Origin of the sequence: Micromonospora sp. NPDC048842 (assembly GCF_040649935.1) — a bacterium.
Taxonomy (GTDB): Bacteria; Actinomycetota; Actinomycetes; order Mycobacteriales; family Micromonosporaceae; genus Micromonospora; species Micromonospora hortensis.
In genome coordinates this window covers 76,001-102,975 of record NZ_JBEZGK010000010.1, presented here as the reverse complement: position 1 = coordinate 102,975, position 26,975 = coordinate 76,001, and the positions used below count along the sequence as shown (strand labels likewise).

Here is a 26,975-nt window from a genome sequence, read left to right as displayed (position 1 = left end):
CGGTCAGTCGGCGACCCCCGTGGGTCGTGCCCTGGCCCGGCGGCCCGGCTCCGGGGCCAGCCGGAGATAGAGCTGCTCCAACTCGCGGGCGGCGGTGTCCCAGCTGTATTTGCTGGTGATCCGCTCGCCCAGCGCCAGCGCACCGGCCCGTTCACCCGGCAGGTCGGCGAGCAGCGACGTCAACACCCGGACCAGGTCGTCCTCGTCGCCGTCACGGAACAACCGCCCGCCGGCGGTGTCGGACGTGAGCACCTCGACGTGCGGCGCGATGTCACTGGCGACCACCGGCAACCCGTACGCGGCCGCCTCCAGCAACGTCAATGGCAGTCCCTCCAACCGGGACGGTTGCACGAAGCCGGCGGCACCGGCGTACAGCTCGGCGAGCAGGTCGCCGTAGGCGAACCCGGTGAAGACGATCCGGTCGTCCGTCCCGGCTTCCCGGCGCAGCCGGTCCACGAAGTCGTCGGTGAACGACGACCCGCCGACGATCGCCAGGCGCATCGGGGTCTCGGTCCGGCGGAAGGCCCGGATCAGCAGGTCGGCCGCCTTCTCCGGCACCAGCCGACCAACCAGCAGCAGGTAGCCGCCGGAGGTCAGCCCGAACCGGTCCTGGATCTGACGGGTCCGCGCCGGTCGGGCCGGGTTCACGCCGTTCGGGATGTAGGCCGTCGGGCGGCCGAACCGGACGCCGTAGTGGGCGGCGAGCCCCTGGGAAACCGCCACCCGCTGGTGCGGGACGTACCCGCTGAACCAGTGGGCGCTGCCCAACACCGCCCGCGCGGCGAGCCCCCACTTGCTCCGCTGGTTGTCCAGCCCGTGCACTGTCAGCACCACGCGCGCCCGGGACAGGGCACGCGGAAGTGGGGCGACCAGGGCCGGCCCGAGCCCGTGGTAGTGCACGATGTCGGGCCGCGCGGCCACCGCCGCCATGGTCGAGGTCGCCGCGTGCACGATGGCGTCGAGGTGTTTACTCGAGATCGTGTGGGTCTGGCGCAGCCGTACGCCCCGGTAGCCGTCGGCGGGTGTCTCGCCGTAGCTCCGGCGGCAGTAGACGGTGACCTCGTGGCCGTAGCTGGCGAGCCGGCTGGCCATCTCCTCCACGTGCCGTTCGATCCCGCCGTAGGTCGCCGGTATCCCCTTCTGGCCGATCATCGCGATCCGCAGCGGCCGCCAGACGGTGTCGGTGTCGGCGACGCCCGCTCGGGACCGCCGGGCGGGGACCACCCGCTGCCGGGGTATCGCAGGGCTTTCGGCGTGCTGGTCCACGTCCTCGGCCTGCAGGTCGGGATGGGCCACGTTGACTCCCTGCGTGACTAGGTCCGCGCCCGCCGCCCGGGCAGGGTCAACACCTTGCCATGGATGGGCCCGTCCGCCAGCTGATCAATGAGACAGGAAAATCATCCATGGGATTCGTCGCGAAGGGAATGGCACCGGGGTGACATCGAGGTGGACGGCGCCGGTGCCGCGTCGAACGGCACGCAAAGGGCGACGAGCCCCGGTCGATCACGTGCGGATCGGCCGGGGCTCGTCGGTGGTACCTGTCAGGCGAGATCGAACCGGTCGAGCTCCATGACCTTGGTCCAGGCGGCCACGAAGTCGGCAACGAACTTGTCGCGGGCGTCCTGGCTGGCGTAGACCTCGGCGAGGGCGCGCAGCTGCGAGTTGGACCCGAAGATGAGGTCGACCGCGCTGGCGGTCCACTTCACCTCATCGGTGGCCAGGTCGCGGATCTCGTACACGTGCTCGTCGGACTTCGACGCGCTCCACCGGGTGCCCGGGGAGAGCAGGTTGGCGAAGAAGTCGTTGGTGAGCACGCCCGGCCGGTCGGTGAGCACGCCGTGCTGACTGCCGCCGACGTTGGCGCCGAGGGAGCGCAGGCCGCCGATGAGGACGGTCATCTCGGGCGCGGTCAGGTTGAGCATGTAGGCACGGTCGATGAGCAGCACCTCCGGCTGGGTCTTCTCGCCGGCGCGCAGGTAGTTGCGGAAACCGTCGGCGCGCGGCTCCATCACCCGGAAGGAATCGGTGTCGGTCTGCTCCTGGGTCGCGTCGGTGCGGCCCGGCCGGAACGGAACAGTCACCTCGACGCCGGCGTCCCGCGCCGCCTTCTCCACCGCGGCCGAACCGGCCAGCACGATCAGGTCGGCCAGCGAGATGCTCGCCCCGCCGGCGGAGTTGAACTCCTGCTGGATGCCCTCAAGGGTGGTGAGGACGGTGGCCAGCTGCTCGGGCTGGTTGACCTCCCAGCTGCGCTGCGGCTCGAGGCGAATGCGCGCGCCGTTGGCGCCGCCCCGCTTGTCGGTGTGCCGGAAGCTCGCGGCAGAGGCCCAGGCGGTGGAGACCAGCTGGTCGATCGTGAGACCGGACTCCAGGACCTTCGCCTTGAGCGCGGCGACGTCGGCGTCGCCCACCAGCTCGTGGTCGACGGCCGGCACCGGGTCCTGCCAGAGCTGCGGCTCGGCCACCCACGGCCCGAGGAAGCGCTCGATCGGGCCCATGTCGCGGTGCAACAGCTTGTACCACGCCTTGGCGAAGGCCAGCGCGAACTGGTCTGGGTTCTCCAGGAAGCGGCGGGAGATCTTCTCGTACGCCGGGTCGACGCGCAGCGACAGGTCGGTCGTGAGCATCGTCGGCCGGTGCTTCTTCGCCGCGTCGAAAGCGTCCGGGATGATCGCTTCGGCGTCCTTGGCGACCCACTGCTTCGCACCGCCAGGGCTGGTGGTGAGCTCCCACTCGTAGCCGAAGAGGATCTCGAAGAAGCGGTTGCTCCACTGCGTCGGCACGTCGGTCCACGTCACCTCGAGACCACTGGTGATCGTGTCGGCGCCCTTGCCGCTGCCGTGGGTGCTCAGCCAACCCAGGCCCTGCGCCTCCAGCGCAGCGCCCTCGGGCTCCGGGCCCACGTGGTTGTCGGCGACGCCGGCACCGTGGGTCTTACCGAAGGTGTGACCACCGGCGATGAGGGCGACGGTCTCCTCGTCGTTCATCGCCATCCGGCCGAAGGTCTCGCGGATGAAGTGCGCCGCCGCGGCCGGGTCCGCGTTACCGCGCGGGCCCTCCGGGTTGACGTAGATGAGCCCCATCTCGGTCGAGCCGACGCCGGCCGCCATCTCCTTCTCGGAGGCGTAGCGCTCGTCGCCCAGCCAGGTGTCCTCCGGACCCCAGAAGATCTCCTCGGGCTCCCAGACGTCCTCGCGACCGAAGCCGAAGCCGAAGGTCTTGAAGCCCATCGACTCCAGGGCGACGTTGCCGGCGAGCACGAGCAGGTCGGCCCAGGAGATCTGCTGGCCGTACTTCTGCTTGACCGGCCAGAGCAGCCGGCGGGCCTTGTCCAGGTTGGCGTTGTCCGGCCAGCTGTTGAGCGGGGCGAACCGCTGCCCACCGTCGCCGGCGCCGCCGCGGCCGTCCTCGATGCGGTACGTGCCGGCGGCGTGCCAGCTCATCCGGATCATCAGGCCGCCGTAGTGGCCGAAGTCGGCCGGCCACCAGTCCTGCGAGGTGGTGAGGACCTCGACGATGTCGCGCTTGAGGGCCTCGACGTCGAGCTTCGCGAACTCCTTGGCGTAGCTGAAGTTCTCGCCCAGCGGGTTGCCCTTGGACGAGTGGGCGTGCAGCACCGACAGGTCGAGCTGGTTGGGCCACCAGTCCCGGTTGGTGCGCGGGCGACCACCGGTCTTCGGGGTCGGCGAGTCGATCGCCGGGTTCTCGCTCTCGCTGCCGTGCGCGGTCACCGAGTCGTGCGCGACCGGGCAGCCGGCCGCTGCCTTCTGGTCCACGCCCTGCGCACTGACGGGGCCGTTGTCCTGGGTGTCGCTCATGTACTTCCTTCCGAGCTTGCGGATCTCTGGGGCGTGCGGTCGGTCGCGCAGTCGGGGCAGGTGCCCCAGTAGACGACCTCCGCCTCGTCGACCGTGAAACCGTGGTCGCCCGAGGCGGTGAGACAGGGGGCGTGACCGACGGCGCAGTCGACGTCGGCGATGGCGCCGCAGGAGCGGCACACGACATGGTGGTGGTTGTCCGCGATCCGGGACTCGTAGCGGGCCGTCGCCCCGGCCGGCTGGATACGCCGCACCAGGCCGGCGTCGGTGAGCACGCGCAGCACGTCGTACACCGCCTGGTGGGAGACAGTGGGCTGCTCCGCGCGGACCAGCGCGATCACCGCGTCGGTGCCGACGTGCGGGTGGTCGCGCAGCGCCGCGAGCACCGCCAACCGGGGCCGGGTCACGCGCAACGAGACGGCCCGCAGCTGCGCCTCGAAGTCGGACATCACGGGTACGAACACTAGCTCACTATTTTGGAACGAATCAAGTTTTGCGGCCCCCGAGGTACCCCAACGGCGGACGATTCACCCGAGATTAACCTGCGGAAGGAAAAAAACCGGACAGCGATGTCGAGAAGCGCCTACCGGCTTCGTCCCCGCAGTGAACGCGACCACAATGGGTCGCAGCCAGCACCGAGGAGCACCACGATGGCGAAGTACCTGCTGCTCAAGCACTACCGGGGCACCCCGGCCACGGTGAACGACGTGCCGATGGACCAGTGGACGCCGGCGGAGATCTCGGACCACGTGCAGTACATGCGCGACTTCGCGGCCCGACTCGAGGGCACCGGGGAGTTCGTCGACGCCCAGGCCCTCGCCCCGGAGGGGACGTTCGTCCGGTACGACGGCGAGGGCCGCCCGCCGGTCACCGACGGCCCGTTCGCCGAGACCAAGGATCTCATCGCCGGCTGGATGGTGATCGACGTCGACAGTCACGACCGGGCCGTCGAGCTGGCCGGGGAGCTGTCGGCAGCTCCCGGGGCGGGCGGGAAGCCGATCCACGAGTGGCTGGAGCTGCGCCCGTTCCTGAGCGAGCCCCCCACCATCACTGAGTGACGGCTCCGATGGACGAGACGCTGCTGCGCAGCCTCACGCCGAGCGTCCTCGGGATCCTCGTCCGCCGCGGAATCGACTTCGCGGCGGCCGAGGACGCCGTGCAGGACGCTTTGGTCGAGGCGGTCCGGGTCTGGCCGGCCGACCCGCCGCGCGACCCGTTGGGCTGGCTGACCACTGTGGCGTGGCGACGGTTCCTCGACGCGGCCCGAGCCGACACCGCTCGCCGTCGGCGGGAGGATCTCGTCGACGAGGAGCCGGCGCCAGGGCCCGCCCCCATCGTTGACGACACGCTCCAGCTCTACTTCCTGTGCGCCCACCCGTCGCTGACGCCGTCGTCCGCTGTCGCGCTCACGCTGCGCGCCGTCGGCGGGCTGACCACCCGGCAGATCGCCCACGCCTACCTGGTGCCCGAGGCGACCATGGCGCAGCGCATCAGCCGGGCCAAGCGCACCGTGTCCGGGCTGCGGCTCGACCGACCCGGTGACGTCGCCACCGTGCTGCGCGTCCTCTACCTGGTGTTCAACGAGGGCTACTCCGGTGACGTGGACCTCGCCGCCGAGGCCATCCGGCTCACCCGGCAGCTCTCGGCCGCGATCGACCACCCAGAGGTGGCGGGACTGCTCGCCCTCATGCTGTTGCACCACGCCCGGCGCGCCGCCCGGACCGCGCCCGACGGCAGCCTGGTCCCGCTCGCCGAGCAGGACCGCAGACGCTGGGACACCCGGTCGATCGCCGAGGGTGTCGAGATCCTGCAGGTGGCCCTGGCCCGCGACCAACTGGGCGAGTTCCAGGCCCAGGCCGCCATCGCCGCGCTGCACGCGGACGCGCCGACCGCCGCCGAGACCGACTGGGTGCAGATCGTGGAGTGGTACGACGAACTCGCGCTCCTGACCGGGAACCCGGTCGTCCGACTCAACCGCGCGGTGGCGGTCGGTGAGGCCGACGGCCCCCGGGCCGGGCTGAAGGCACTCGCGGCGGTGGACGACGCACTGCCCCGGTACACGGCGGTGGCGGCGTACCTGCACGAGCGCGACGGCGATCTGACAACGGCGGCACGGCTGTACGCCGAGGCCGCCCAGCAGGCCCCCAACCTCGCCGAACGCGACCACCTGACCCGCCAGGCCGCTCGGCTCAACGCCCTGCCGCGTCGCTGACCCTCGCGCAACGGGAGCGCCTGCCGTGCCGCTGGCCACGGCCGGGGACCTGGTCCGGAAAGTCTCCGGAACTTTCGGCAGACCCCACCCCGGCCGACGTTCGGCTGTTCCGACGACGCGGTGACCGACCTGGACTCTGATCGACTACTGACCTGGATGGATACCGCTCCGGCGACGACAGCGGTGTTGCCACCCTGTTTCCGAAAATTGTTGACAAGTGGACGGCTGGGTTAATACGGTCGCCATCGACGGCGCTCGATTGTCGTCAGCACCAGCCACCACGACCCACTCCTCCGGTCGCCGTGCAGGACGACCGGCCCACCACCACCGAGCGGTACGACGCCGTGGCCGTTACCCGACCACCGGCAGCCTGCCGAGGCGTACCGCGCCGCTGGCCCCCGCCAGCCGTCAGAGGAGGCAACAGTTCCATGACCGACACCAGCCACACCAAACCGAGAGGCCGCGGCCGCATGCGGCTGCTCCTGGGCGCCGCATGCGCCGCCGTCATGGCCGTCGCCGGCACGATGACGGCCACCAACGCGTACGCCGAGGCCGACCGGACCCTCACGTCGAACCTCACCGGCACGCACAACGGGTACTACTTCTCGTTCTGGAAGGACAGCGGCAACGCCAGCATGACGCTGCGCGCCGACGGCCGGTACACCAGCAGCTGGGACAGGAGCACCAACAACTGGGTCGGCGGCAAGGGTTGGGCCACCGGCAACCGACGGACGGTCACCTACTCGGGCAGCTACAACCCGGGCAACAACAACACCTACCTCGCCCTGTACGGATGGACGCGTAGCCCGCTCATCGAGTACTACGTGGTGGAGAACTTCGGCACCTACAACCCGAGCAGCGGCGCGCAGCGGATGGGCACCGTCACCACCGACGGCGGCACCTACGACATCCTCCGCAGCCAGCGGGTCAACGCCCCGTCGATCGACGGCAACCAGACGTTCTACCAGTTCTGGAGCGTCCGCCAGCAGAAGCGCTCCAGTGGCACCATCACCACCGCCAACCACTTCGACGCCTGGGCCCGGGCCGGCCTGAACCTCGGCACCAACCACAGCTACCAGGTCATGGCCACCGAGGGTTACCAGAGCAGCGGAAGCTCCGACATCACGGTCCGGGAGGGCAGCGGCGGCGGCGGCAACCCGACCACCCCGCCCCCCACCGGCAACCCGGGGACCGGCAACTGCAACGCGACGATCTCCGCCGGCCAGCAGTGGGGTGACCGGTTCAACCTCAATGTCGCGGTCAGCGGCACCAACAACTGGGTCGTCAGCCTCGGCCTCGGCGGCGGCCAGAGCGTTCAGAACAGCTGGAACGCCGCCGTCAACGGCAACAGTGGCACCGTCACCGCGACGCCGAACGGCAACGGCAACAACTTCGGCCTAACGATCATGGCCAACGGCAACTGGAACTGGCCGACGATCAGCTGTCGCACCAGTTGACCCCGATAGGTTCCTGACACATCGCATCACTGGCGTGGCGGCCTCGGTCGCCACGCCAGACTGCGTTGCGCAGGCAACCCCCGTCCGCCTCGGTGTCCATGACGGCCCCGGGGTTGCCGGTGCGGCACCTCCGGTTGTTGCCGCCGTCCGCTACACCTGCGGCGCCGCGGTCTCTCCTCCGGCAGTCGATTCCTCCGCCGACGGTTGCGAGGTCGGGTCCGACGCTGGGTTCTCCGTCGTCCCCGAAGTCGGCGGCGCTGTCGTTCCGCCCGTCGGGGCTGGCGTGGGGGCTTTCGTCGGCTCCGCAGGAGCGCTCTCGGAAGCGGTGGGACCCGGCGCGTCAGTAGTGCTCCCACCGGACGGAGTCGACGGATCCACCGTTTGCTCGCCCCGGGTGGGCGTCGGAGTCGGAGAGCCTGGCGCCCGGACCGGCAGGCCGGCAGAACTGCGGGTGGCCGGTTCACCGCCGCCGAGGCCGGGGCCCGGTTCCCGCTCGGGCGGCACCGTTGGCGACACCGCGGGCGGCACCGCGGGAGGCGTCGACGGGCGCCCGGTCGGACCGGGCATGATCCCGATGGGATCGGCGAGCACCAGGACGGCAGCCGCGGCGGCCAGCGATCCGAGAAGCACCGCGAGCGCTCTGGGCCCGGGAGTGACGGCCCGGCCCACCGTGCCGCCGAGGGCCGACCGCCGGGCAGCCGTGACCTCGGTCCGCACCCCGACCTCGGTCGCTCCGGTCGCGGTGGCCGGCAGGTGGTCAGACGGGTCCGCGAGCGTCTGCGCCGCAGTGGCCATGTCCGCTGCCGTCGGAAAGCGGTGGGCGGGATCCTTGGCCATCGCGGTGGCGACCACACGCCGGACCTCAGCCGGAACGTCCTCGGGCAGCGGCGACGGTTCCTCTTCGAGATGCCGCAGCGCCACCGCGACGGCATTCTCGCCCTCGTGCGGCGGCCGACCGGCAAGGCAGTGGTAGACGACAGCCCCCAGCGCGTAGATGTCGATCGCCGGTGTGATCTCGTTCTTCGCGACCTGCTCAGGTGCCATGTACAAAGCGGTGCCGACGATCTGGTTCGCTCCGGTCAGGCTCGCCGCTTCCTGGGTCACCGCAACCCCGAAATCGACGAGTACGACGTGCCCGTCCGGCTCGATGATCAGATTGCTGGGTTTGACGTCACGATGCACGACACCGGCGTCATGCGCGGCCTGCAAGGCACTGGCGGTCTGCGCGGCGATCGACATCGTCTCGGCCACGTCCAGTCGGCCGACCTCGGTGATCCGCTCCGACAGGGGCTGCCCCTGCACGCATTCCATCACGATGTAGGCGAGGGCCAGCGCTCCGGATCGGGACACCTCACCGTAGTCGTAGACCTGGGCGACACCAGGGTGACGCAGGGCCGCCATCGCCCGCGCCTCGCGCCGGAACCGCTCACTGAAGCCGCCGTCGGCAACCAACCGTGGTTGCAGCATCTTGACCGCCACGCAGCGGTCGAGGGTCTCGTCGACCGCCCGCCACACGTCACCCATTCCGCCACTGGCGATGCTTTCGACCAGGCGGTAACGGTCTCCGACGACTTGCCCCACATTCGGCATAGCTTTCGGTACCCCGGACTCCCCGATCTCAAGCACAACGAGGCTGGTACCGCGCCGCGTCGGCGCACCGCAGGAGAAGCCCGCCCCGCCGCTGCCGGCGGGGCGGGCTCGGCCGCCTACGGCCCGGTCAGCTGTTCAACCTGGCGATCAGGGCGGTGGCCATGCCCTGCTCACCTCGGGCGTTGGGGTGGAACGGCGCGGCCGAGTTCTGCGGCACCAGACCCTCGATCCACCGGGTGCCGCTGCCCTTGCACGCGTCACGGCCGATCGACGGGGTGTAGACATCGGCGTAGGTGGCGCCGTTGGCGCTCGCGACGCTGGCCAGCATCGCGTTGAGCGACTTCTCGACGCCACGCAGGTACGGCACGTCCTGGTAGGCGATCGGAACGACCGGCCAGCAGCCGTAGCCGCTGTCCGGCAGGATCGCCGGATAGCCGAGCACCACGACCCGCGCCCCCGGTGCGGCCTGCCGGACCGCCTGGAGCACGGCGGTGATCTTCGGTGTGGCGGCGACGATCCGCGCCTGCAACTGGTCGACCCCTCCGGCGGTGTACCGGTTCTTGCACGGAGATCCGAGCGGGCTGCTGACGCTCGCCTCCGCGCAGTCGCCGATGATGCCGGAGAAGCCGATGTCGTTGCCGCCGATCTGCACCGTCACCAGCGACGTGTTCGACGTGACAGCGTTGAGCTGCGGCGGCAACGTGATGCCCAGTTGGCCGCTACCGCCGTAGAGGATGTCGTCAGTGGTGGCGCCGGAGCAGCTCACGTCGGCGAAGGACGACGAGCCGGCGGACGCCGCCACCAGCGACGGATAGTTGCGGTTGGACCGCAGGCAGTTGAGGTCGACCTGGGTGGGGATCAGCGGACCTGCGGTGTACGAGTCGCCCAGCGCGACGTAACGGCCGGTGGGCACGGCGGCGCTGGCGGGGGTGGCGACGGTGAGCAGCACGCCGGCGGCGGCGAGGGCGAGTGCGGCCAACCGGGTGGCTGCCCGCAGGCGGGGCAGGCGGGGACGGGTCATGGCGCCTCCCAGGAGGGGGATCAGGGTGGTGGTGCCCGAGATCCTTTCGCCGCCGACGCCAACCGTCAATATCGATAGCCCTCACTAAACGCCGGCCCGAAGTGTGGGATGAATCGGTGGCGGTCAATCCAGCCGCGCGTACCGCTGGGCGCCGGTGACCCGGATCCGCCGGGACTGCCTGCGTTCCACTCCACCCGCATGCCGTGCTTACGCCCCCGAACCCAACCTAGTTTCCGGCCGGCACCTGGTCGGTGATCTCGTCGTAGCCGACCGGCGCCGGCGCAGTGCCCGGCGCGTAGATCACGCGAAGGACACCCGTCGGGAACGCCTCCGAAGCCACAAGTCGCAGGTGGTACGCCGCATCGCCCTCGTCGAACAGCTTGCGGCCATGACGCGCGGCCACCGGGTGCACCAGCAGGCGCAGCTCGTCGACCAGACCCGCGGCGAGCAGTTGCTGCACCACGGAGATCGACCCGGGGATGAGGATCCCCCGGACACCGGCATCGGCCTTGAGCGCGGTGACGGCGTCGAGGAGGTTCCCGTCGATCACCTCCGAGTTGCGCCAGGAAAACTCCAACGGCTGACGCGAGACGACGACCTTACGCATGTCGCCGAGCTGCTTGGCGAACGGCGCGTCCTCGCCACCGGCGGCCTCCCGGCCGGGCCAGGCCCCGGCGAAGCTGTCGTACGTCTCCCGGCCGATGAGCAGCACATCGGCGGCGTCATAGTCCTCGGTGACGGCGCGGCCCATGTTCTCGTCGAAGTACGGGAAGTGCCAGTCCGGGTCGATCTCGGCCACACCGTCGGCCGAGATGAACAGCGTGGAGATGACTTTTGCCATCGCGGAGGCCCCTTCGAGTTGGGTGATGTCGGTGGATCGACCGGCGCATCATCCCAAACTCGACCGCCACAGACCCGTCCCGCCGCTGTATGTCGTACCCGTCTTTTGTCGGCTGGGCTCTCCGTGGTGCGGGCGGGCTCGGCGTGACGCCGAGCCCGCCCGTCGCGGGTCGGTGGAGCGTGATCAGACCGGGCGTTGCAGGGTCAGCAGACCCGGCCGGTACGGCAGAAGGCCGTAGTCGCCGCCGGAGCTGGGGGAACGACCCTGGTAGAGCAGTTGCAGGTTGCAGGGGTCGACGGTCATGGTCTGGTCGGCGTTGGTGCGCAGCAGCTCGCCGTGGCTGATGTCGTTGGTCCAGGTGGCACCGCTGTTGGCCTTGCCGGCGAACGGGTTGCTCTCGCTGGTGGCCTGCGGCGTCCAGGAGCCGCCCAGGCTGGTGGCAGTGAACGAGCGGAAGTAGCGACCCTGCGAACCGATCGCCTCGACGATCATGAGATAACGGGTCTGACCCTTGAGCTTGTAGACCTGAACGGCCTCGAAGAGGTTGTTGGTGGTGTCGCTCATGATGGTCGTGTAGTTGGAGCCGAAGCTGCCCGGGAAGTTGCCGATCGGCATGCTGGCCCGGTAGATCTTGCCGTTGTCACCGGCGAAGAACAGGTACATGTTCTGGTCGTCACCGATGACCGCCTGGTCGATCGGGCCGGTGCCCGAACCGGTGATGCTTCCGCTGAACAGCGTCTGCGCCGCCGACCAGCCGTTCGGGTTGGTCGGGTTGGTCGAGGTCCGGTACGAGAACGCGGGTCCACCCCACTGGTAGGCGAGCACCCAGATGTTCTTCGGCGCGAAGTAGAACAGCGACGGCGCGACTGTCGCGTTGTTCATCGCGTTCTGGCTGGCCGAGGCCATCTGCGAGTAGTTCGTGAAGAGGCCGAAGTTCATCGAGCCCCACCGGGTGCCGTTGTCGTGGGTGGTGGCGTAGACGAGTTGCTGGCCGTTGTACGGGGCGACGGTGAAGTCCTTGAGCGACACCCAGCCGGACTTCGGCTGCGCCAGCGCTCCCGTCGAGGACCACCGGTACGTCGACGGAAGGTTGCACGTCGGCGGGTCGGTCGGCGGGTCGGTCGGCGGGTCGGTCGGTGGATCGGTCGGCGGGTCGGTCGGCGGGTCGGTCGGCGGGTCGGTCGGCGGGTCGGTCGGCGTCGTGCCACCGGTGCAGGTGACACCGTTCAGGGCGAAGCTCGTCGGTGCTGGATTGCTGCTCGTCCACGACCCGTTGAACCCGAACGACACAGTGCCGCTGGTCGGAACCGCGGCGTTGTAGCTCACGTTCTTCGCCGTCACCGCCGACCCGCTCTGCGTCAGCGACGTGTTCCAGGCCTGCGTCACCGTCTGCCCGGCGCCGTACGACCAGGTCAGCGTCCAACTGCTCAACGGGTCACCGAGGTTCGTGATCGCCACGTTGGCGCCGAAGCCGCCCTGCCACTGCGACGACACGGCGTAGTTCACCGAACAACCCTCGGCCGCGGCACCGGCCGGCAGCGCCGCGACAACTGTCGACGACACCAGTAAGCCGACGCCGGCCGCAACCAGACCGACATTGGTGGCTCTGGATCTGGTCATATAGCACCCTCCTCGCGGGACGGCGGCCTATACATTGATGGCGGTCGCTGCGTGGTGACCGATTGTGAGCGTTAACAGGCCGCGTCAGGTATGTTACGGGAGCGCTCCCATACCCTCAACAGCATCTATCCCTCGTTCTCACCTACGTCGACTTTGCCGGTGCGGCTGGACGGCAGCGATCTTCCTCAGGCGATGGTGACGGTGAGGACACCGAACTGGTTGCTCCGCTGCACGTAGTGCGGCAGATAGAGCTTCCACGTCACGCTCAGCTCGCGCCCGGCCCGCATCGAGGCCGGCACCTCGGCGACCATTTCGAACACGGCACTGCCGCCGGCGGGGATCTGCGTGAGCGCGCGGCAGTTCAGCCGGTACAACTGGGCCGAGTTCACGGCGTCGTTCGTCGCGTCGCCGAGAGAGAACCGTTCCATCAGGTAGCCCGGGCAAGGGTCCAGCTCGAGGGGGCCGCCGGTCGGGTTGCCCAGCGTCACCCGGAAGGAGAGCCGCGACCCGGCGGCGGCGGTCGTCGGCCCCTGAACAGCGACGGTGAGCTTATCGAGCGGCGAGGACGGGGGCTTCGACACCGTCACCGGCTCGGTGAACCCGCTCGCGGACAGCGTCCCCCTCGCGCGGGGGTGGACCCCCTCCCCCTGCGGACAGCCTGGACGCTTGTCGACCGTGACCGGTGCGCGCAACCTGCCGCCGTCGTGCGGCAACTCGATCGCGAGCTCCAACGACCCCTTCACGGGCTGACAGAACGGCCCGGACCAGTCCAGGCGCAGGCTGGCGCTGCCGCCGGCGGGCACGGCGACCACCCGGGTGCGGCCCTCCTCGTCGATGTCGTGGGTGTAGAGCATCGGGATCTCACGGCCGTCGGCGAGCATTGTCGTGGGCACCTCGCCCTGAAGGGTGCACTCTTCCGTCGACGAGTTCCGCACGTCCACCTCGCCGATGAGCTTGCCGATGGCGGCGTCGAAACCCCGAGGCGTCTCACCGCCGGTGCCGGGCCGCGTCCAGGTGGTGAGCCGGCCGGTCAGCTGCTCTGCCCGGCACGGTTCACTGCCGGCGGCCGGCGTTCTAGGCGCGGCGGGGCGGCCGTTGAGGTCCTCGCCGGTGATCTTCAGGTCGGCCCAGGGCGCGCTGCCGTCCGCGAGCAGCTCGGTGGGCCCCGCCTGCGCGACCGTCGGGTCCGAGCGACCCGGCTGGGCGTTCGGGTCGGCACAGGCCACCACCACGGTGAGGACGACCAGCAGTGGCATCAGTAGTCGACGCATACCGTCACCCTCACACGAACGAACCGCAGGGGCCTGAGTAGCGGTGCTCAGCGCCGATCAGTCTCCGGTGGGCCCGGGGCCCTCGGCGATCGCGACCGGAGTGCCGAGCTCGACGGTACGGGAGACAGTGCACAACCGATCGTGCGACTGCTGCAACGACCGGGGCAGCGCCGCACGGGCCGCGTCGCCCTCCGCACCCTCGGGGAACGTGACTGTGAACTCGACCCGCAGGTTCCGCATCCGGTTTCCGCCGGCCTCGTCGCGGATCTTGTCGCCGGTGACGGCGACGGCGAACCCGGTCGGCTCCGCACGACGACTGGTGATGTGGTCCACGTCCACGGCTGTGCAACCGCCGATGGCAGCCAGCAGCAACTCCACCGGCGTGAAACTGCCGTCCTCGCCCGTGCCCAACGACACCGACCCGCCACGGGAGTTTCGCACGACGTAGTTGCCCAGGCTGGTGCGCTCGATCGCCACCGAACGGAAGGTGTCCTCAGTCATGACAGAAAACTACAGGCCTTCGCGATCACGAGTACATGAGATGCAACGTCATCCCGGCATCGGCGTGCGCCAGGTTGTGGCAGTGATTGGCCCACATCCCGGGGTTGTCGGCCCGGAACGCCACCTCCCACACCTCGCCCGGACGGACGTCGAACGAGTCCAGCCACAGCGGGCTTCCGGCCCCCGGCTCGCCATCGCGGGCCAGCACCAGGACGTGGTGGCCGTGCAGGTGCCACGGGTGCACGATCTGCGACCGGTTGACGATCGTGAACCGTACGACGTCGCCGAGGCGTACGACCTGCGGTGGGATGTCCGGGTCGGCCGCGCCGTTGACGGTGTGGGCGTACCGTGGCAGCAGTCCGCGCAGGTCGAGGCCGCGATCGAGGACGAGGGTGAACGTCTTGTCGAACCGGGGCCAGGGCACCGGAGCGGTAGCGCCGTAGCCGAGCGGATCGAGCACCGGCCAGGCGCCGGTCGCCGTCGACACCGGGCCGGTCGAGTAGACCGCCCGCCCGTCGACGAACAGCGCCACCGGAGTCGCCGGCGCGTCGAAGACCAGGTCGTAGCGGCCCCCGGCCGGGACCAGCACTGCGGTGTCCACCAGCGGCGTCGGGCCGCGCAGGTCGACGCCGTCGATGGCGGCCACCCGGAACGCGGTCCCGGCCAGTGCGTACCGGTGCGTCGTGCTGTCGGTGTTGATCAGCCGCAACCGCACCGGCACGCCGGCCTCGACCTGCTCCACTCTCGGCGCGGGCAACGGACGGCCCGCCAGGGTGTGCACCGGCACTGTGACGTCGAGGCGGGTCACCGGGCCCGGTCGCACCACCAGCACCCCGTAGAGACCCATCCGCACACCGACATCCGAGGCCGAGTGCGTGTGGTACCAGTACGTTCCGGCCTGGTCGGCGCGGAACCGGTAGACGAACTCCTGGCCGGGCCGCACCGGCGCCTGCGTCACCCCGGGAACCCCGTCCTGATCGTTCGGCACGTCGTACCCGTGCCAGTGCAGGGTGACCCCGCGCCCGATGTCCCGGTTGCGCAGCGTCACCTCCAGGACGTCGCCGACGGCGGCGGTCAGCTCCGGCCCGGGAACCTGCCCGTTGAACGCCCACGCGTCGACGTCCCGGCCGCCCGCGTCCACAGTGGCGGTTGCGGCGGTCAGTGTGAACCGCCGGGTGGGTTCGTCGGCGATCCGGGCCGCCGGATGGGCGTGCTCATGCGGTACGGCGGGCGCGGTGCCCGGGACGACGGTCAGCCCGGTTCCGCTCAGCAGCGCCGCGACCGCCACCACGAGGGCCACCCGGGACGCCGTCCGGGACGGGCGCGCACCGAGCGCACGCGCCGAGATCACCGTCGCCGTCACGACCCCGGCGACCGCGAGCAGCCCCGCCCCGGCCGACGCCGGGTAGCCGTGCAGGATCGTCACGAGCAGGGCGCTGCTCGTGGCGTACCCGGCGAAGAGCAGCGGAACCGCGACGGCCCGGATGTCACCCAGGGCCCGCAGCAACCGCGGACCGGCGACGCCCACCGCCGCGAGCGACAGTGGGGCCGCGATGAGGACCTTCTCCGCGGCGAACCACCAGCCGGCGCGGGCGAGAGCGGTGATCGTGACCGCGCGGGCGAGCGTGGCGAGCAGCGCGACCGCCGCCAGTCCCAGTGCGAGCGGGCGGCGGCGGGCGGCGGACGCGGCGCCACCGCCCAGCCAGGCGGCGGCAGCGAGAACCGCGATCACGAGGTCGGCCACGAGCAGCGATCCGGTGGTCACGCCGGCTCTCCTTCCCGGGTGGCCAGCCGGGCCGCGGCGACGGGAGCCGGGGCGGCCAGCTGTCGCGCCGCTCGATGGACGCCGACCACGACGTGCACAGCGATGATTCCGTTGAGCGCGTGCAACCCACCGATGGTCAGGCCGAGCGGGGTGCTGACACCCGACGCGTCGGTGGACGCCTCGGCCAGCATGGCGATGAGCGGCTGGAGGATGACGAGGCCGATCGGCAGGATCGCCAGTCCGATGATCTTTCCCGGCGCCTTCGCCAGTGCGGCTAACACCGCGGTGAGCACTGTGAGAATCGGGATGACCGCCATGCCGTTGACGCTGTGCAGCGCGTACGCGTCCTCGCCTGCGGGTCTGGTGAACCCGCCCACTGCGGCGAGGACGAACTGCACGGCGAACGCGACGAGCAACACGGCGCTGACGATGACGAGAGCCTTGCGCATGGGTTACCTCCTAGAGGCGCGCCGAGGCGAGGGCCAGGGCGACGTGATCGGTGGCGGTGATCGCCCCGTACGCGACCACCCGCACGAGGTCGGCGTCGGCGGGGTGGGAGAGCCGCCAGAGAGCGACGTCGCCCGGGCTGATCGCGGCCGGCGCGAACGCGGCCAGCAACGCGATCCGCGTCCCGATGCGGTCCCTGCCCGGGACGTCCCGGACCAGATCGACGGCCCAGTCCGCGGGCCGGGCCGGGAACCGCCCGTCCTCCCAGCGCACGGTGGCCGTGACGGTCTCGCGCGCCACGTCGCCCAGCAGCAGATCCCCACCCCGCACGGCGGCGTCCCGCAGCGACGCGTAGGCGACGCCCACCGGGCTGTCCCCCGCCCAGGCGGGAGGTGATGCCGTCGGGTCGGCGTCGAGGAGCGGAAGGCTTCGGCCGGGCTCCTTGGACTCCCGGGCCGCCCTGGCGTAGAGCCGGCCCCCGACTGAGCGCACCAGCGGGGAGCGTTGCAGGCCGCCGGGGAGCAGATCGCTGTCGAGCAACGCGGAGACGACCCGGTTGATGAAGTGGAAGGCGAGCAGGGTGCCGGTGATCTCCGGGCCGTGGGTGCTGGTCCAGTCGGCGGCTCTGGGGCTGCGGCTCGCCTGCGCCCAGCCGGCGAGCGCGGCGTGCCTCGGCTCGGGGGGCGTCTCGCCCCGGGCGACGGCCTCGGCCAGCTTCGGTACGCCCAGCGCGTGCAGCAGCAGCACGTGGGCGTCGACGCAGAACTGACAGTGGTTGGCCCGGGACACCGTAGCCGCGACGAGCTCGCGGTCGACCCGGGGCGCGTCCCCGGCGAGCAGCGCCTCCCGCATCAGCGCCCAGGTCGCGGCCAGCACCTCCGGCACTGCCGAGAGCGCCTGGAAGGTCGGCAACGGCCCGAGAAAGTCGTCGCGCAACTGTTGGTAGACGGCCGCGGTGCGGCCCGTGGCCGCTCTCGTCGGCGTGGGGGTGAAGAAGCGGTATGTCATGGGCTCGATGCTTGTTCCGGCGGGCCGGGAAAGCGTCGTGCCGCCGCAGACACTTGCCCCGCCGCTCATACCGCGTCCGTGGTACGCCGCAGGTACCACGCGCGCGGGATGCTCCAGCGACGACTGCCGTTCTACAGTGCGACAATGCGCCGCGACCTCCCGTACGCCCTCGGCGGTCTCGCCCTCGGCCTCCTCCTGCTCGGCAACGCCGTGCTCACCCCGGACGCCGCACCGGTCGAGGTGCTCGACGTCGCCCTGGTCCTGGCCACTGTGGTGGCCCTGGCGGCGTGCCGGCGCTACCCGGTGGTGGCGCTGGGCGTGGTCACCGTCGCCATGCTGGCCGTTCACGTCCGGGTGCACCCCGGGGTGTCCGCCGCGTTCCCCGTCCTCTGCGCGGTCTACGTCAGCGCCTGGCAGGGACACCGGTCGGCCGCCGCCGTGGCCAGCCTCGCCTTCCTCGGTAGCTTCCTGGCCCGCGACATCTCGATGGCGCCGGCCGGCCGGCCAGGCCAGCTGGTCGCCGAGCGGACGGCCCTGCTGCTCGGCTGGTTCGTGGCGGCCAACGTCGCCGGGCTCGTCGCGCGGCAGCGCCGGGCGTACCTGGAGCAGGTCGAGCAGCGGGCCATCGAGGCCGAACGCACCCGCGAGGAGATGGCGTTGCGGCGCGCCGGGGAGGAGCGGCTGCGCATCGCCCGCGACCTGCACGACTCCCTGACCCACAGCATCTCGGTGATCAAGGTGCAGGCGGGGATCGCCGTGCACCTGGCCCGCAAACACGGCGAGGAGCCGTCGGCAACGCTGCTGGCGATCCAGGAGGCCAGCGGCGCCGCGATGCGGGAACTCCGTACGACCCTCGACGTCCTCCGCGCACCGACCGACGGCGATCGGGTCGGGCTGGCCCGGGTGGACGAGCTCGCCGAGCGGACCCGGGCGGTCGGCGTACCGGTGCAGGTGACAGTCACCGGCCAGCGCGGGGCCCTGCCCGACGAGGTCGACCAGGCCGGATACCGGGTCATCCAGGAAGCGCTCACCAACGTGGCCCGCCACGCCGGGCCCGCGACCGCGCACATCCAGGTGGAGTACGCCCCGGCGGGGCTGACCGTCGCGGTCACCGACGACGGTCAGGCGTCGCCGGCTGAGCCGCTGACCCCGGGCGTGGGCCTCCGCGGCATGCGGGAACGGGTCAGCGCCCTGGGCGGCACGCTGCGGACCGCCGCGCACGACGACCACGGGTTCACAGTACGGGCCACCTTCCCGCTGGACGGCCCACGATGACCGCCCGCCGCCTGGAGACGCCTTGATGATCCGGGTGCTGATCGCCGACGACCAGGCGCTGATGCGAGCCGGCTTCCGGGCACTGCTCGACGCCGAGGACCACCTGGAGGTCGTCGGCGAGGCGACCGACGGCACCTCGGCCGTCCACCTGTCCCGGTGCCTGCGCCCGGACGTCGTCCTGATGGACGTGCAGATGCCGGGCCTCGACGGCATCGAGGCCACCCGGCGCATCGCCGCTGATCCCGACCTCGCCGCGATCCGCGTTCTCATCCTCACCAACTACGGGCTCGACTCCTATGTGTTCGCCGCCCTCCGTGCGGGCGCCAGCGGTTTTCTCCTCAAGGACGCCGACCCCGCCGACCTGCTGCACGCCGTCAGCATCGTCGCGCGCGGCGACGCGCTGCTCGCGCCGACCGTCACCCGCACACTGATCAGTGAGTTCGTGGCCGGCCCACCGCCGGCAGTGCCGACGGCCGGGCGCGACGTGCTGACCGCCCGGGAGCAGGAGATCGTCGAGCTGGTCGCCCGTGGGCTGACCAACGACGAGATCGCCGCGCGCATGGTGATCAGTCCGCTGACCGCCAAGACACACGTCAACCGGGCGATGACGAAGCTGCACTGCCGCGACCGGGCGCAGCTGGTCGTGTGGGCGTACGAGTCGGGGCTGATCACGCCGCGTCGGCGGTGATCGCCGCCTCCGGGGCAGGAGTCGATCACCCCCCTTGGGAACATGAGGGACGGTCGACGCACTAGCATTGCCGCCGTCCGCGACGGCTCTGCTGAATCGAGGCGACATGCGTTGGCTCCGTCGATTGCTGGGCGGTAGGAAGGTCCAGCTCGACCCGGGACGCCAGCAGGCGCTGCTGCACGACGTCCACTCCCGGTACGGCCCCCACGCGCGGATCCGGTTCACCGAGCAGGTCGACGCGCTCACCGGTTCGCTCGACAGTGACGACGGCCTGGTGGTGGCGACCCGGATCGTGAGTCAGGTCGCCGACGAGGCCCACGTGGACCTTCAGGCCCAGGCCCAGGAGATCCACCGACGGACCGGCCGGCGGCTGCTGGTGCACCGCCGCAACTACCGGCCGCTGTGGAAGGAGGCGGGCCCGGCCCTGCGCTGGCCGCTGTTCGCGTTGCCGTGCGGCTTCCACCCGTACGCGCAGGTGGCCGCCGCCGTCACAGTGGTCGGCAACCGGGCGCCCCGGCTCGACCGGGTGACCGACCCGAACCCGCTGGTGACCCGCGTGTTCGAGGTGCTCGACCTGACCACCTCCGGCTGGGAGTACGGCCGGGTGCGGGTGGACACCGACGCCGCCACCCTGGCCGATCGACTGATCGTCAGTGCCGGGCGGGTCCTCGCGGCCATGGACGACCCGCCGCGGCTGCCGCCCGCGGTCCGGGAGCTGATGCGTCGTAACAACACCGTCGCCGTGCACGATCCGGCCAGCCCTCGGGCGGTCGGCGGGATCAACCTGGGCGCGCGGATGCGCGAGGAGTTCCTGGTCTGACCGCCAGCGGGCGCTACTGCTCGGGGCGTCGACGGGCGAGATGCACGACGACGTCGGTCGAAAGCTCGACCGTCTCGGGCAGGACCTGCTCGATCTGGCGGAAGACCCGCTCCTGCGTCGAGGTCGGCAGTGTTAGATATGCCGAGATCGTCCATAGATGTGCGACGTGATCAGGCGTAATCACCGTCAGGTGACGCTTGTCGATCTTGGTCAGCGGCATGGAGCGTTGAATCGCCCGTGTGCTCGGATAAAGCACTGCTCGCCGGTCGGAGCCTCAGCGGCCGGCTCGTCCACTCCTGTGTGGCTGCCCCGGAACTGGTCCGCACACGAGGCGCTTCGATAGAGGACGCCCGATACGGTCCTCAATGGACGGCCGCCTACCTGCTGCGTGCCTACGGCGTCGGCGCCCCCAAGCACGCACGGAGTTGTTGTACCCTCACCTGCACGCTGCCAGGCAGGCGGCAGCAAGATGCTTCTAACGGGGAAGGCACCTTGTGGCATGTGGATTGGTTACTTATTAGTAACATGTCAAGCTGCGATGGTATTCACGTTCGTGGCCGCAGCGGGCAGCAAGGTCCTTCGGGCTGGCGCCTTGGCGGCGTTCCGCGACGCACTGCCACGCATGATCTTTTTGCCGAAGCGGTTTTCGTGGTCTGTGGCTTGGCTAGTGGTGGTTGCCGAGATGGCGACCGCCGTGATCGTGGCGGTGCCCGGCCTGGCCATGGTGGGCTTCCTGCTCGCCATGGGTCTGATGCTGATATTCACCCTCTCGATCGCGTCGATGGTCCGTCGTGGATCGGTCGAGCCATGTCGTTGCTTCGGTGTGTCGACGCGCCCGCCGGGATGGATCGACGTCATTCGTAATCTTGCCCTGATCGCTGTCGCGGGCGCGGGTCTCGCCGGCACGGCGGGATCAGCGAACGTGGCCGACATTGGGGTAGGTGGGCTAGCTCTCGCTACTGGCGTCGGTGCTGTAATCGCCTTACTGCTGATGAACCTCGGCGAGATCGCTGACTTGATGTCGCCCGCGCGCGTACCCGATCGGCAAGCCTCAATCACCCTCGGCATCCCGGAGAAGTCGTGACCTTGCTAACGGCCGCTGTCACCATTGTGGGTCTACTTTGCCTGTTCGACTTGGTGCTCACCCTCGGAGTGATCCGCCGGTTGCGACACCACAGCGAACTGCTGTCCAAGCGTCCGGCGGCAGCGGAACCGTTTCAGCCGATCAAGGTTCCTGTCGGCGGCACAGTGGGTGACTTCACGACGACCACGGTCGACGGCTCGGTCCTGACGCGAGACGGCCTCCGACCAGGAACGCTCGTTGCCTTCCTCTCCACGACATGCCCGGCCTGCGCTGAGCAGCTCCCAACATTCATCGAACGCATTTCCGCGAGCAGTGGAACGCGGGACATGGTCGTGGCGGTCCTTAGTGGCGAGGAACCAGCCCTTGAATCAATGCGGGCACAGCTGGAGCCGCATGCCATGGTCGTGATCGAATCTCCGATTGGGCCGGTCAGCAGTGCATTCGAGGTATCCGTGCTTCCCTCATTCGTCGTGCTGGACGCGGGCGGCTTGGTACGGGATATGGGAGTCGATGCCGAAGAGGTCCTTGTTCCCACACCCGCCGGCCGCGAACATTTGACAACTACACGTGGTTAGCACCAATGTTTGGCTAGTGCCGGCTGCAGCGGCCGGCTTCGCTGCGGCGATCACTCTACTGCTGGGGGCAAGGGGCCGGTACGCGCACGTCCTCATCACCGGCAGTTCCATGGAGCCGACTTATCACGACGGCGACCGTATTTTAGTGCGGCGTCTACCACACCAACGATTCCGGGTGGGTGACGTTGTGGTGATTGAATGCCCGGACGATCGCGGCAGTTGGTCCTCCACACCGCCGGGCCGCAGGGATCTCAATCGTATCTGGATGATAAAACGTGTGATGGCCTTACCAGGGGATCCGGTGCCCCGCGCGCTGGTGCCGGCACTGACCACCGTACCGGAGGAATTCGTGCCCCCTGGTCAGGTGGTGGTATTGGGGGACGCCGGGCGGCGGAGTTACGACTCCAAGCATGTCGGGTACTTCCCAATGGATCGGGTGCTCGGCGTCGCACTCCGGCCGGCAGCATCTCATTGATCAGATCTCGACGGACGCGCGATCCTGCGGCAATTCATCGCTGTAACCGCTCGCCTGCAACTTGAAGAGACGAGCGTATGCGCCGTTCTTGCCAAGGAGCTCGGAATGTGTCCCCTGCTCGGCCACAACCCCACCGGCTAGCACGACAATATTGTCCGCGTCACGAATGGCGCCCAGTCTGTGCCCGATTATAACAGCGGTTTGGCCCCGCCGAAAGTTTCGGAGCCGCTGGTGTAATTGATATTCCGCCTCGGGATCGAGGCCTGCGCTCGGCTCGTCCAAGATCAGCAAATCGGGATCATCGCGCATCAACGCCCGCGCGATCGCCAGTCGCTGCCACTGTCCACCCGAGAGCACCACACCGGTCGACGCGTCGTCTTTGTCGGAATTATCGAAAAATAGCCGACTCAGCATTGTGTCATAGCCACTCGGCAGCGCTTCGATGAGGTCGCGGCAGTCAGCCTTGCTAGCTGCTAAATCAATACGGGAACGGTCTTCCAGCGCCAGCACGTCACCGAGGCCGATATTCTCACCAGCTGTCAGGTCGTAACTCATGAAGTCTTGGAACACGGCCCGCACTCGCCGACGCAGCTCTGCCACCGGAAACATTCGAATGTCAGTCCCATCCCAGAGCACCGAGCCCTTGGTAGGGTCATAGAATCGGCAAAGCAGTTTCACCAGGGTGCTCTTCCCGGCACCGTTGAGGCCGACGAAAGCGGTCGCCTGCTTGGACGGTAGCGTCAGGCTCACTCCGCGGAGAATCCAGGGTAGATCGTCGCCGTAGCGGAACCATACGTTCCGCAGCTCGATACATTCCCGCATCTGAGGAACCGTCAGGAGTTCCCGCTGGGGCGGCGGCATATCAGGACCCAAATCGACGATGTACCGGTAGTGGCCGAACATCAAAGCCGAATGGTGGACGCCGCTGACACTGGAGACGACCTGCATTAGCCCGACCTGCACCCCAGCTACCGCGGCGATGAAGACCGACACGTCACCGACGCTGAGCTGCCCCGACCGAGCGGCGAGGATCGCCCAGACCAACCCGGTGCCGGCAACAGCCGCCCCCATCAGCCCCAGCAAGCCCTGCACGAGCAGCTCCCGACGGTCCATCTGTTTGTGATGGCCATTAATTCGGCGCAACTCCGCAACCATTCGTGCGCCGAAAAGGTCGCTCAGGCCGTAGAGCCGAATTTCCTTAGCGGCAGTTGCGCTGGTCAGCAGGTCAGCGTAAAACATCTCGCGGCGAGTCGCCTGCCCCACCTCGTTTACCATCCGGGCGCGTAACCTGCTGAGCTTTAGCTCCGCCCGGAGGGACGGCACCGCCGACACCGCGACGACGAGTACCATCCATGGGTTCAGCAGTAACAGCGTGCCGATAAAACCCCCGACTGCGATGCACCCCTGCACCAGGTGCACTGAATGCTCGAAGAGTTGATTTGGGCCCATCGTCGCAGCCGTGCCCGCCAACTGGAGCCGGTCATGAAAGCGCGGATTCTCGAATCGGGCAAGGCTGTCGAAACTTACTACCTTCCGGTAGAGCCGCTCGCGAGCAGCAAGTTCGATAGCGCGGCTCATCTGGCCCTGCATGTACACGCTGACTTGACCCAGGACCCCGCCGGCTACCCCAATTCCCGCTAGCACCAGCCCTGGTACGAGGATCGCCGACAGCTCAACAGAGCCGGGTGCTGCCAACTGGTCCAACACAGTCTTTGTGAGCCAGGCGACGGCGATCGGGATTGCTGCGGAGAATGGTGTTAGTGCGAGCCGGACCACCAGCGCGACAGGGGCTGCCTGCCAAGCTAGCGCGAAGGCGCTGGTGATGTGGCGTGCAGCGGTGCGGACACCGATGCGACCAGAAAGATCGATTGCCGGTTCGCTGGTGGTGTCGTCACTCATGGTAGCCGGCATGCGATGTCCGTGCCCGCCGCAGTAATCGGAGCCATCGATCCTCTATCTCGTGATCGGCGTCTTCGGCGGAGACTTTACCGTCGGCTGACCGCCCCATTCGCCCTGCGAGCCGCAGCATACTCGGCGGACTGACTTTGCACTGTCCCGGCCTTCCTGCGGCAAGGGCAATCGAGGGGCAACGCGGGTGCCCCGCAAGGGCTATGCTCCAGAGCCAAGTGCAGGTCTGGAAGGCTTCGACACCTTCCTCCAACGGAGGACTATACGGCTGCTCGTTTTTGGCATAGCCGTATTCCCAACTCTCGGTGAGCTCTCAGAGACGAGCAGACCCGAGGGTGCTATGCGCCCGAAGATCGGTGTCCGGCCAGCAGCGTGAGGAGTGCAATGATCAGGGCAGTCGAGAAACTCAGTGACCACGTCTTAGCATTGATCGTACCCAAGGTCGAAGCCCGGGCAGGCGAATGCGCTTGCGACCCCGGGACCTCATGGTGGGGCGCCAGTTGCGGGTGCTGGTTGGTCGCCCTACCGGGTCCCAGCGTTGCCATGAGACTTCACAAGTACAGGCACGTCTGCCGCACCGATTGCCGTTCATCCAGCAAGGTCTGCGAGAAGACCGGCAGCGGCTGCTGAACGAGCGTCACGATGAAGTGAACGCATTGTGGGTGGCCGGCGACAGCTCCTGGGTCGCCGGCCACCCACTAAGGCGTTAATGCTGCCAGTGGCAGTTGACCAGGGGTAGCGGTGTCGTCGGTAGTGGCAGGTTCGGGCTTGGCGTTGGCGTCGTCGGTGCCGTCGTGGTTAGGCCCCAGACATGCTCCGGTGGGTGAGTTGATCGCACTACGAGTGCAATGAGCCGCTGACTCGGCTGGTGCCGTTCGAGATGGTCGACAATGTCATGGCCATCACCAGGCGGACCGAGTCCAGGGGCAGGCTGTTATCGGCCCGGGTCGTGATGCATCTGCTACTCGCCGGGTGCCTGATCGCCGAACTGGGATACCTACAGGTTCGGTCCAAGCTGACCAGCGGGTTGTCCGGTCTGCCGCTCGTGGCGCCCAGCGGCAGTGCGTTGCGCCAGGCCCGGCCACGCCTCGGTCCGCAGCCGGTGAGGGTGTTATTCGGTTTGTTGCGCAGCCCGGCCGCTACCAGCCCCACCCAGACCCGCCCGCGAGGCTGCTGCTGAACGGGATCGACGGGACCTTCCTGACGGTCGCGGATTCGCCGGCCACCACGAAGCCGCTATGCCAAACAACGCTGCAACAACGGCAGCTGCGGCTCATCGCCCTACGGTCCTGCGGCACCCGATCGGTGATCGATGCCGTGGTCGATCCGGTCAGTGTCGGCGAACTCGATCAGGCCCGACAGCTCGCTCGTAGTTTGCGCCCGCGCGGGATCTTGATGATGGTCGATAGCAACTACGCAGGCGCCGACCTAACCGCCACCCTGGCCGCGACCGGCGCGGACCTGCTGATCCGTTGCAAGACCGGCCGCAAACTACCGATCCTGCGCCGGCATGGCTCGGGATCTTTGTCTGGCTCCGCACGGCAGCTCGTTGCCGCACTTGCAGACGTTCCGCCACTTGATCTACGACCACACCGGCCGATACCTGCGAACCAGGGTCACCGCTACCGCCGCCAGGTATTCGCCATCGGGCACATGTGGGGTCATGCATCCACGGTCGCCACCCCGGTCGGATTAGTCGACTGGCACTTGTCAAAGGAAAGGGTTGGCCGCTCTATGTTCGGGCTATGGACCGAGGGCCAGGCAGCTCGTGGGGCCGTACGAGATCGCCGAGTGCCCTGGCGTCTCGTGGCAGCGGTTCCAGCAGCTCGCCCGATACCCGACCTTCCCGAAGCCGTACCAGGAGCTACTGGGCACGAAGGTCTGGTTGGCCGAGGACGTCGAAGCGTGGATCAAGAAGCACCGCCAACCGGGCCCGACCGAGGACGACACACCGGACTGAAGTCAGCCCGTGCCAGAACGCGAAGCACCCCCGGCGGGGGAAAGTCTCGCACTGTTGTACCGATGCCGTGAGACCGCAGCGCTCGCCGCCTGGCCACTTCCCCCATACTTGCTCCCGTGACCAGCGTGGGCTGCTTTCGCAGTATCACTAGGAGCTGCGGGCGTTGCTTGGCGAGCGTTGAAGCACGCCAAGACTTCCGCATCGGCATCTGAGATCTCAGCTCAGGCTGCGGTTAGGCAGGCTGCCGCCGCCGAACGCCAAGTAGAGCTAGCCGAAGCCGCGTTCGAGGCTGCCAGGGAGGAAGCGGGGGAGTCCCGTCTCCCCGTCGACACGAGTGCTGCCCTCGAGGCGTTGACCTCCCCCAACCCGGGCTACGTCGCCTGGTGGTGCGAGCTCAAGTCAAAAAACTGTTACGTGCTAAGGAATATTGGTACTGACACAGCCCGCAACGTCGAGATCGACGAGTCTCGCATCAAGTGCGTGGTCAGGGGCGACACCCGGGCCGATGAGGTGCCCCCACAAGCCTCCATGGAACTACTGCTTCTCCCCGCATTCGGAGCACCAAAGCCAAACGAGATTTGGATTCGATGGGACGAGCATCCCGAGTGGGATGCCCAGCCCTTGCCGGCCTGATCCGCG

At 68.9% G+C, this 26,975-nt stretch carries 25 protein-coding genes and 3 pseudogenes; 12 read left to right on the top strand and 16 right to left on the bottom strand.

What is annotated here, in order from left to right:
- Positions 1–3 precede the first annotated feature (3 nt).
- The 3 genes from AB0C19_RS16585 to AB0C19_RS16575 form a co-directional block, all read right to left on the bottom strand.
- Positions 4–1,296: a glycosyltransferase family 4 protein gene (locus AB0C19_RS16585; RefSeq protein WP_357185566.1), complete on the bottom strand. Its 1,293-nt coding sequence runs from the start codon at positions 1,294–1,296 to the stop codon at positions 4–6.
- A 245-nt stretch (positions 1,297–1,541) separates the two neighbouring features.
- Entirely contained in the window at positions 1,542–3,818 is a 2,277-nt protein-coding gene (gene katG / locus AB0C19_RS16580) for a catalase/peroxidase HPI (protein WP_357185563.1), read from the bottom strand.
- The gene (locus AB0C19_RS16575) at positions 3,815–4,270 is read right to left on the bottom strand and encodes a Fur family transcriptional regulator (protein ID WP_308193682.1); all 456 of its coding nucleotides are present in this window, start codon (positions 4,268–4,270) and stop codon (positions 3,815–3,817) included. Before AB0C19_RS16575 ends, katG begins: the two co-directional genes overlap by 4 nt.
- Positions 4,271–4,468: 198 nt before the next feature.
- Between AB0C19_RS16575 and AB0C19_RS16570 the strand changes: the two genes are divergently transcribed.
- From AB0C19_RS16570 to AB0C19_RS16560, 3 genes are all read left to right on the top strand, one after another.
- Complete coding sequence (locus tag AB0C19_RS16570; RefSeq protein WP_238685009.1) at positions 4,469–4,876, top strand: YciI family protein; 408 nt, start codon at positions 4,469–4,471, stop codon at positions 4,874–4,876.
- An 8-nt stretch (positions 4,877–4,884) separates the two neighbouring features.
- Complete coding sequence (locus AB0C19_RS16565) at positions 4,885–6,030, top strand: DUF6596 domain-containing protein (protein ID WP_357185952.1); 1,146 nt, start codon at positions 4,885–4,887, stop codon at positions 6,028–6,030.
- Between the two features lie 428 nt (positions 6,031–6,458).
- A complete protein-coding gene (locus tag AB0C19_RS16560; protein ID WP_357185559.1) occupies positions 6,459–7,487 on the top strand; it encodes a glycoside hydrolase family 11 protein in 1,029 nt (342 codons plus the stop codon).
- Between the two features lie 150 nt (positions 7,488–7,637).
- Here the strand turns inward: AB0C19_RS16560 and AB0C19_RS16555 are convergent, their stop codons facing one another.
- From AB0C19_RS16555 to AB0C19_RS16505, 11 genes and pseudogenes are all read right to left on the bottom strand, one after another.
- Positions 7,638–9,077, bottom strand: a complete 1,440-nt coding sequence (locus AB0C19_RS16555) for a protein kinase (RefSeq protein ID WP_357185556.1) — start codon at positions 9,075–9,077, stop codon at positions 7,638–7,640.
- A 127-nt stretch (positions 9,078–9,204) separates the two neighbouring features.
- The gene (locus AB0C19_RS16550) at positions 9,205–10,098 is read right to left on the bottom strand and encodes an SGNH/GDSL hydrolase family protein (RefSeq protein WP_357185553.1); all 894 of its coding nucleotides are present in this window, start codon (positions 10,096–10,098) and stop codon (positions 9,205–9,207) included.
- Positions 10,099–10,324: 226 nt separating this feature from the next.
- A complete protein-coding gene (locus AB0C19_RS16545) occupies positions 10,325–10,939 on the bottom strand; it encodes a dihydrofolate reductase family protein (RefSeq protein ID WP_357185550.1) in 615 nt (204 codons plus the stop codon).
- 183 nt (positions 10,940–11,122) lie between these two features.
- A pseudogene (locus AB0C19_RS16540) lies at positions 11,123–11,974 on the bottom strand (non-reducing end alpha-L-arabinofuranosidase family hydrolase); the annotation flags it as partial.
- On the bottom strand, positions 11,875–12,147 hold the full coding sequence (locus AB0C19_RS16535; protein ID WP_357185949.1) for a PT domain-containing protein: 273 nt from the start codon (positions 12,145–12,147) through the stop codon (positions 11,875–11,877). The pseudogene AB0C19_RS16540 and the gene AB0C19_RS16535, both read right to left, overlap by 100 nt.
- A 64-nt stretch (positions 12,148–12,211) precedes the next feature.
- Positions 12,212–12,559 (bottom strand): annotated as a pseudogene (locus AB0C19_RS16530) (cellulose binding domain-containing protein); the annotation flags it as partial.
- 185 nt (positions 12,560–12,744) lie between these two features.
- A complete protein-coding gene (locus AB0C19_RS16525; RefSeq protein ID WP_357185547.1) occupies positions 12,745–13,830 on the bottom strand; it encodes a hypothetical protein in 1,086 nt (361 codons plus the stop codon).
- A 57-nt stretch (positions 13,831–13,887) separates the two neighbouring features.
- The gene (locus AB0C19_RS16520) at positions 13,888–14,331 is read right to left on the bottom strand and encodes an OsmC family protein (RefSeq protein WP_210781189.1); all 444 of its coding nucleotides are present in this window, start codon (positions 14,329–14,331) and stop codon (positions 13,888–13,890) included.
- A 25-nt stretch (positions 14,332–14,356) separates the two neighbouring features.
- Positions 14,357–16,096, bottom strand: a complete 1,740-nt coding sequence (locus AB0C19_RS16515) for a multicopper oxidase family protein (protein WP_357185543.1) — start codon at positions 16,094–16,096, stop codon at positions 14,357–14,359.
- On the bottom strand, positions 16,093–16,545 hold the full coding sequence (locus tag AB0C19_RS16510) for a DUF6220 domain-containing protein (RefSeq protein ID WP_357185540.1): 453 nt from the start codon (positions 16,543–16,545) through the stop codon (positions 16,093–16,095). Before AB0C19_RS16510 ends, AB0C19_RS16515 begins: the two co-directional genes overlap by 4 nt.
- A gap of 10 nt (positions 16,546–16,555) precedes the next feature.
- Positions 16,556–17,551 (bottom strand): carboxymuconolactone decarboxylase family protein, encoded by a 996-nt coding sequence (locus tag AB0C19_RS16505; protein WP_357185537.1) that lies wholly within the window; start codon positions 17,549–17,551, stop codon positions 16,556–16,558.
- A 144-nt stretch (positions 17,552–17,695) separates the two neighbouring features.
- On the opposite strand from AB0C19_RS16505, the gene AB0C19_RS16500 reads away from it, so the two are divergent.
- From AB0C19_RS16500 to AB0C19_RS16490, 3 genes are all read left to right on the top strand, one after another.
- A complete protein-coding gene (locus AB0C19_RS16500; RefSeq protein WP_357185534.1) occupies positions 17,696–18,826 on the top strand; it encodes a sensor histidine kinase in 1,131 nt (376 codons plus the stop codon).
- 25 nt (positions 18,827–18,851) lie between these two features.
- Positions 18,852–19,514: a response regulator transcription factor gene (locus AB0C19_RS16495; protein ID WP_357185531.1), complete on the top strand. Its 663-nt coding sequence runs from the start codon at positions 18,852–18,854 to the stop codon at positions 19,512–19,514.
- Between the two features lie 106 nt (positions 19,515–19,620).
- Positions 19,621–20,334 (top strand): hypothetical protein, encoded by a 714-nt coding sequence (locus AB0C19_RS16490; RefSeq protein WP_357185528.1) that lies wholly within the window; start codon positions 19,621–19,623, stop codon positions 20,332–20,334.
- A 13-nt stretch (positions 20,335–20,347) separates the two neighbouring features.
- Here the strand turns inward: AB0C19_RS16490 and AB0C19_RS16485 are convergent, their stop codons facing one another.
- Positions 20,348–20,554: a hypothetical protein gene (locus AB0C19_RS16485; RefSeq protein WP_357185525.1), complete on the bottom strand. Its 207-nt coding sequence runs from the start codon at positions 20,552–20,554 to the stop codon at positions 20,348–20,350.
- 249 nt (positions 20,555–20,803) lie between these two features.
- On the opposite strand from AB0C19_RS16485, the gene AB0C19_RS16480 reads away from it, so the two are divergent.
- The 3 genes from AB0C19_RS16480 to lepB are packed head-to-tail and all read left to right on the top strand — an operon-like array spanning position 20,804 to position 22,468.
- The gene (locus tag AB0C19_RS16480; RefSeq protein ID WP_357185522.1) at positions 20,804–21,418 is read left to right on the top strand and encodes a MauE/DoxX family redox-associated membrane protein; all 615 of its coding nucleotides are present in this window, start codon (positions 20,804–20,806) and stop codon (positions 21,416–21,418) included.
- Complete coding sequence (locus AB0C19_RS16475) at positions 21,415–21,993, top strand: redoxin family protein (RefSeq protein ID WP_357185519.1); 579 nt, start codon at positions 21,415–21,417, stop codon at positions 21,991–21,993. The genes AB0C19_RS16480 and AB0C19_RS16475 overlap by 4 nt, the downstream gene beginning before the upstream one ends.
- On the top strand, positions 21,986–22,468 hold the full coding sequence (lepB, locus tag AB0C19_RS16470; RefSeq protein ID WP_357185516.1) for a signal peptidase I: 483 nt from the start codon (positions 21,986–21,988) through the stop codon (positions 22,466–22,468). The genes AB0C19_RS16475 and lepB overlap by 8 nt, the downstream gene beginning before the upstream one ends.
- Here lepB and AB0C19_RS16465 read toward each other — a convergent pair whose 3' ends face one another.
- Positions 22,469–24,367 carry an ABC transporter ATP-binding protein gene (locus tag AB0C19_RS16465; RefSeq protein ID WP_357185513.1) on the bottom strand — a complete coding sequence of 633 codons (1,899 nt, stop codon included), beginning with the start codon at positions 24,365–24,367 and terminating at the stop codon, positions 22,469–22,471.
- 889 nt (positions 24,368–25,256) lie between these two features.
- Here AB0C19_RS16465 and AB0C19_RS16460 point away from each other — a divergent pair.
- The 3 genes and pseudogenes from AB0C19_RS16460 (at position 25,257) to AB0C19_RS16450 (ending at position 26,336) form a co-directional block, all read left to right on the top strand.
- On the top strand, positions 25,257–25,556 hold the full coding sequence (locus AB0C19_RS16460) for a transposase domain-containing protein (RefSeq protein ID WP_357185947.1): 300 nt from the start codon (positions 25,257–25,259) through the stop codon (positions 25,554–25,556).
- Positions 25,490–25,897 (top strand): annotated as a pseudogene (locus AB0C19_RS16455) (transposase); the annotation flags it as partial. The gene AB0C19_RS16460 and the pseudogene AB0C19_RS16455, both read left to right, overlap by 67 nt.
- Before the next feature lie 247 nt (positions 25,898–26,144).
- Positions 26,145–26,336: a hypothetical protein gene (locus AB0C19_RS16450; RefSeq protein ID WP_357185510.1), complete on the top strand. Its 192-nt coding sequence runs from the start codon at positions 26,145–26,147 to the stop codon at positions 26,334–26,336.
- Positions 26,337–26,975: the final 639 nt, after the last annotated feature.

Excerpts from the sequence above, each read along its gene's own strand:
- AB0C19_RS16490 (WP_357185528.1), top strand. The coding sequence starts at position 19,621 with ATGCGTTGGCTCCGTCGATTGCTGGGCGGTAGGAAGGTCCAGCTCGAC.
- AB0C19_RS16525 (WP_357185547.1), bottom strand. The coding sequence starts at position 13,830 with ATGCGTCGACTACTGATGCCACTGCTGGTCGTCCTCACCGTGGTGGTG.
- AB0C19_RS16565 (WP_357185952.1), top strand. The coding sequence starts at position 4,885 with ATGGACGAGACGCTGCTGCGCAGCCTCACGCCGAGCGTCCTCGGGATC.
- AB0C19_RS16485 (WP_357185525.1), bottom strand. The coding sequence starts at position 20,554 with ATGCCGCTGACCAAGATCGACAAGCGTCACCTGACGGTGATTACGCCT.
- AB0C19_RS16570 (WP_238685009.1), top strand. The coding sequence starts at position 4,469 with ATGGCGAAGTACCTGCTGCTCAAGCACTACCGGGGCACCCCGGCCACG.
- AB0C19_RS16510 (WP_357185540.1), bottom strand. The coding sequence starts at position 16,545 with ATGCGCAAGGCTCTCGTCATCGTCAGCGCCGTGTTGCTCGTCGCGTTC.
- katG (WP_357185563.1), bottom strand. The coding sequence starts at position 3,818 with ATGAGCGACACCCAGGACAACGGCCCCGTCAGTGCGCAGGGCGTGGAC.
- AB0C19_RS16550 (WP_357185553.1), bottom strand. The coding sequence starts at position 10,098 with ATGACCCGTCCCCGCCTGCCCCGCCTGCGGGCAGCCACCCGGTTGGCC.
- AB0C19_RS16545 (WP_357185550.1), bottom strand. The coding sequence starts at position 10,939 with ATGGCAAAAGTCATCTCCACGCTGTTCATCTCGGCCGACGGTGTGGCC.
- AB0C19_RS16465 (WP_357185513.1), bottom strand. The coding sequence starts at position 24,367 with ATGAGTGACGACACCACCAGCGAACCGGCAATCGATCTTTCTGGTCGC.
- AB0C19_RS16495 (WP_357185531.1), top strand. The coding sequence starts at position 18,852 with ATGATCCGGGTGCTGATCGCCGACGACCAGGCGCTGATGCGAGCCGGC.
- AB0C19_RS16480 (WP_357185522.1), top strand. The coding sequence starts at position 20,804 with ATGCTTCTAACGGGGAAGGCACCTTGTGGCATGTGGATTGGTTACTTA.
- AB0C19_RS16560 (WP_357185559.1), top strand. The coding sequence starts at position 6,459 with ATGACCGACACCAGCCACACCAAACCGAGAGGCCGCGGCCGCATGCGG.
- AB0C19_RS16460 (WP_357185947.1), top strand. The coding sequence starts at position 25,257 with ATGGTCGACAATGTCATGGCCATCACCAGGCGGACCGAGTCCAGGGGC.
- AB0C19_RS16520 (WP_210781189.1), bottom strand. The coding sequence starts at position 14,331 with ATGACTGAGGACACCTTCCGTTCGGTGGCGATCGAGCGCACCAGCCTG.
- AB0C19_RS16500 (WP_357185534.1), top strand. The coding sequence starts at position 17,696 with ATGCGCCGCGACCTCCCGTACGCCCTCGGCGGTCTCGCCCTCGGCCTC.
- AB0C19_RS16555 (WP_357185556.1), bottom strand. The coding sequence starts at position 9,077 with ATGCCGAATGTGGGGCAAGTCGTCGGAGACCGTTACCGCCTGGTCGAA.
- AB0C19_RS16505 (WP_357185537.1), bottom strand. The coding sequence starts at position 17,551 with ATGACATACCGCTTCTTCACCCCCACGCCGACGAGAGCGGCCACGGGC.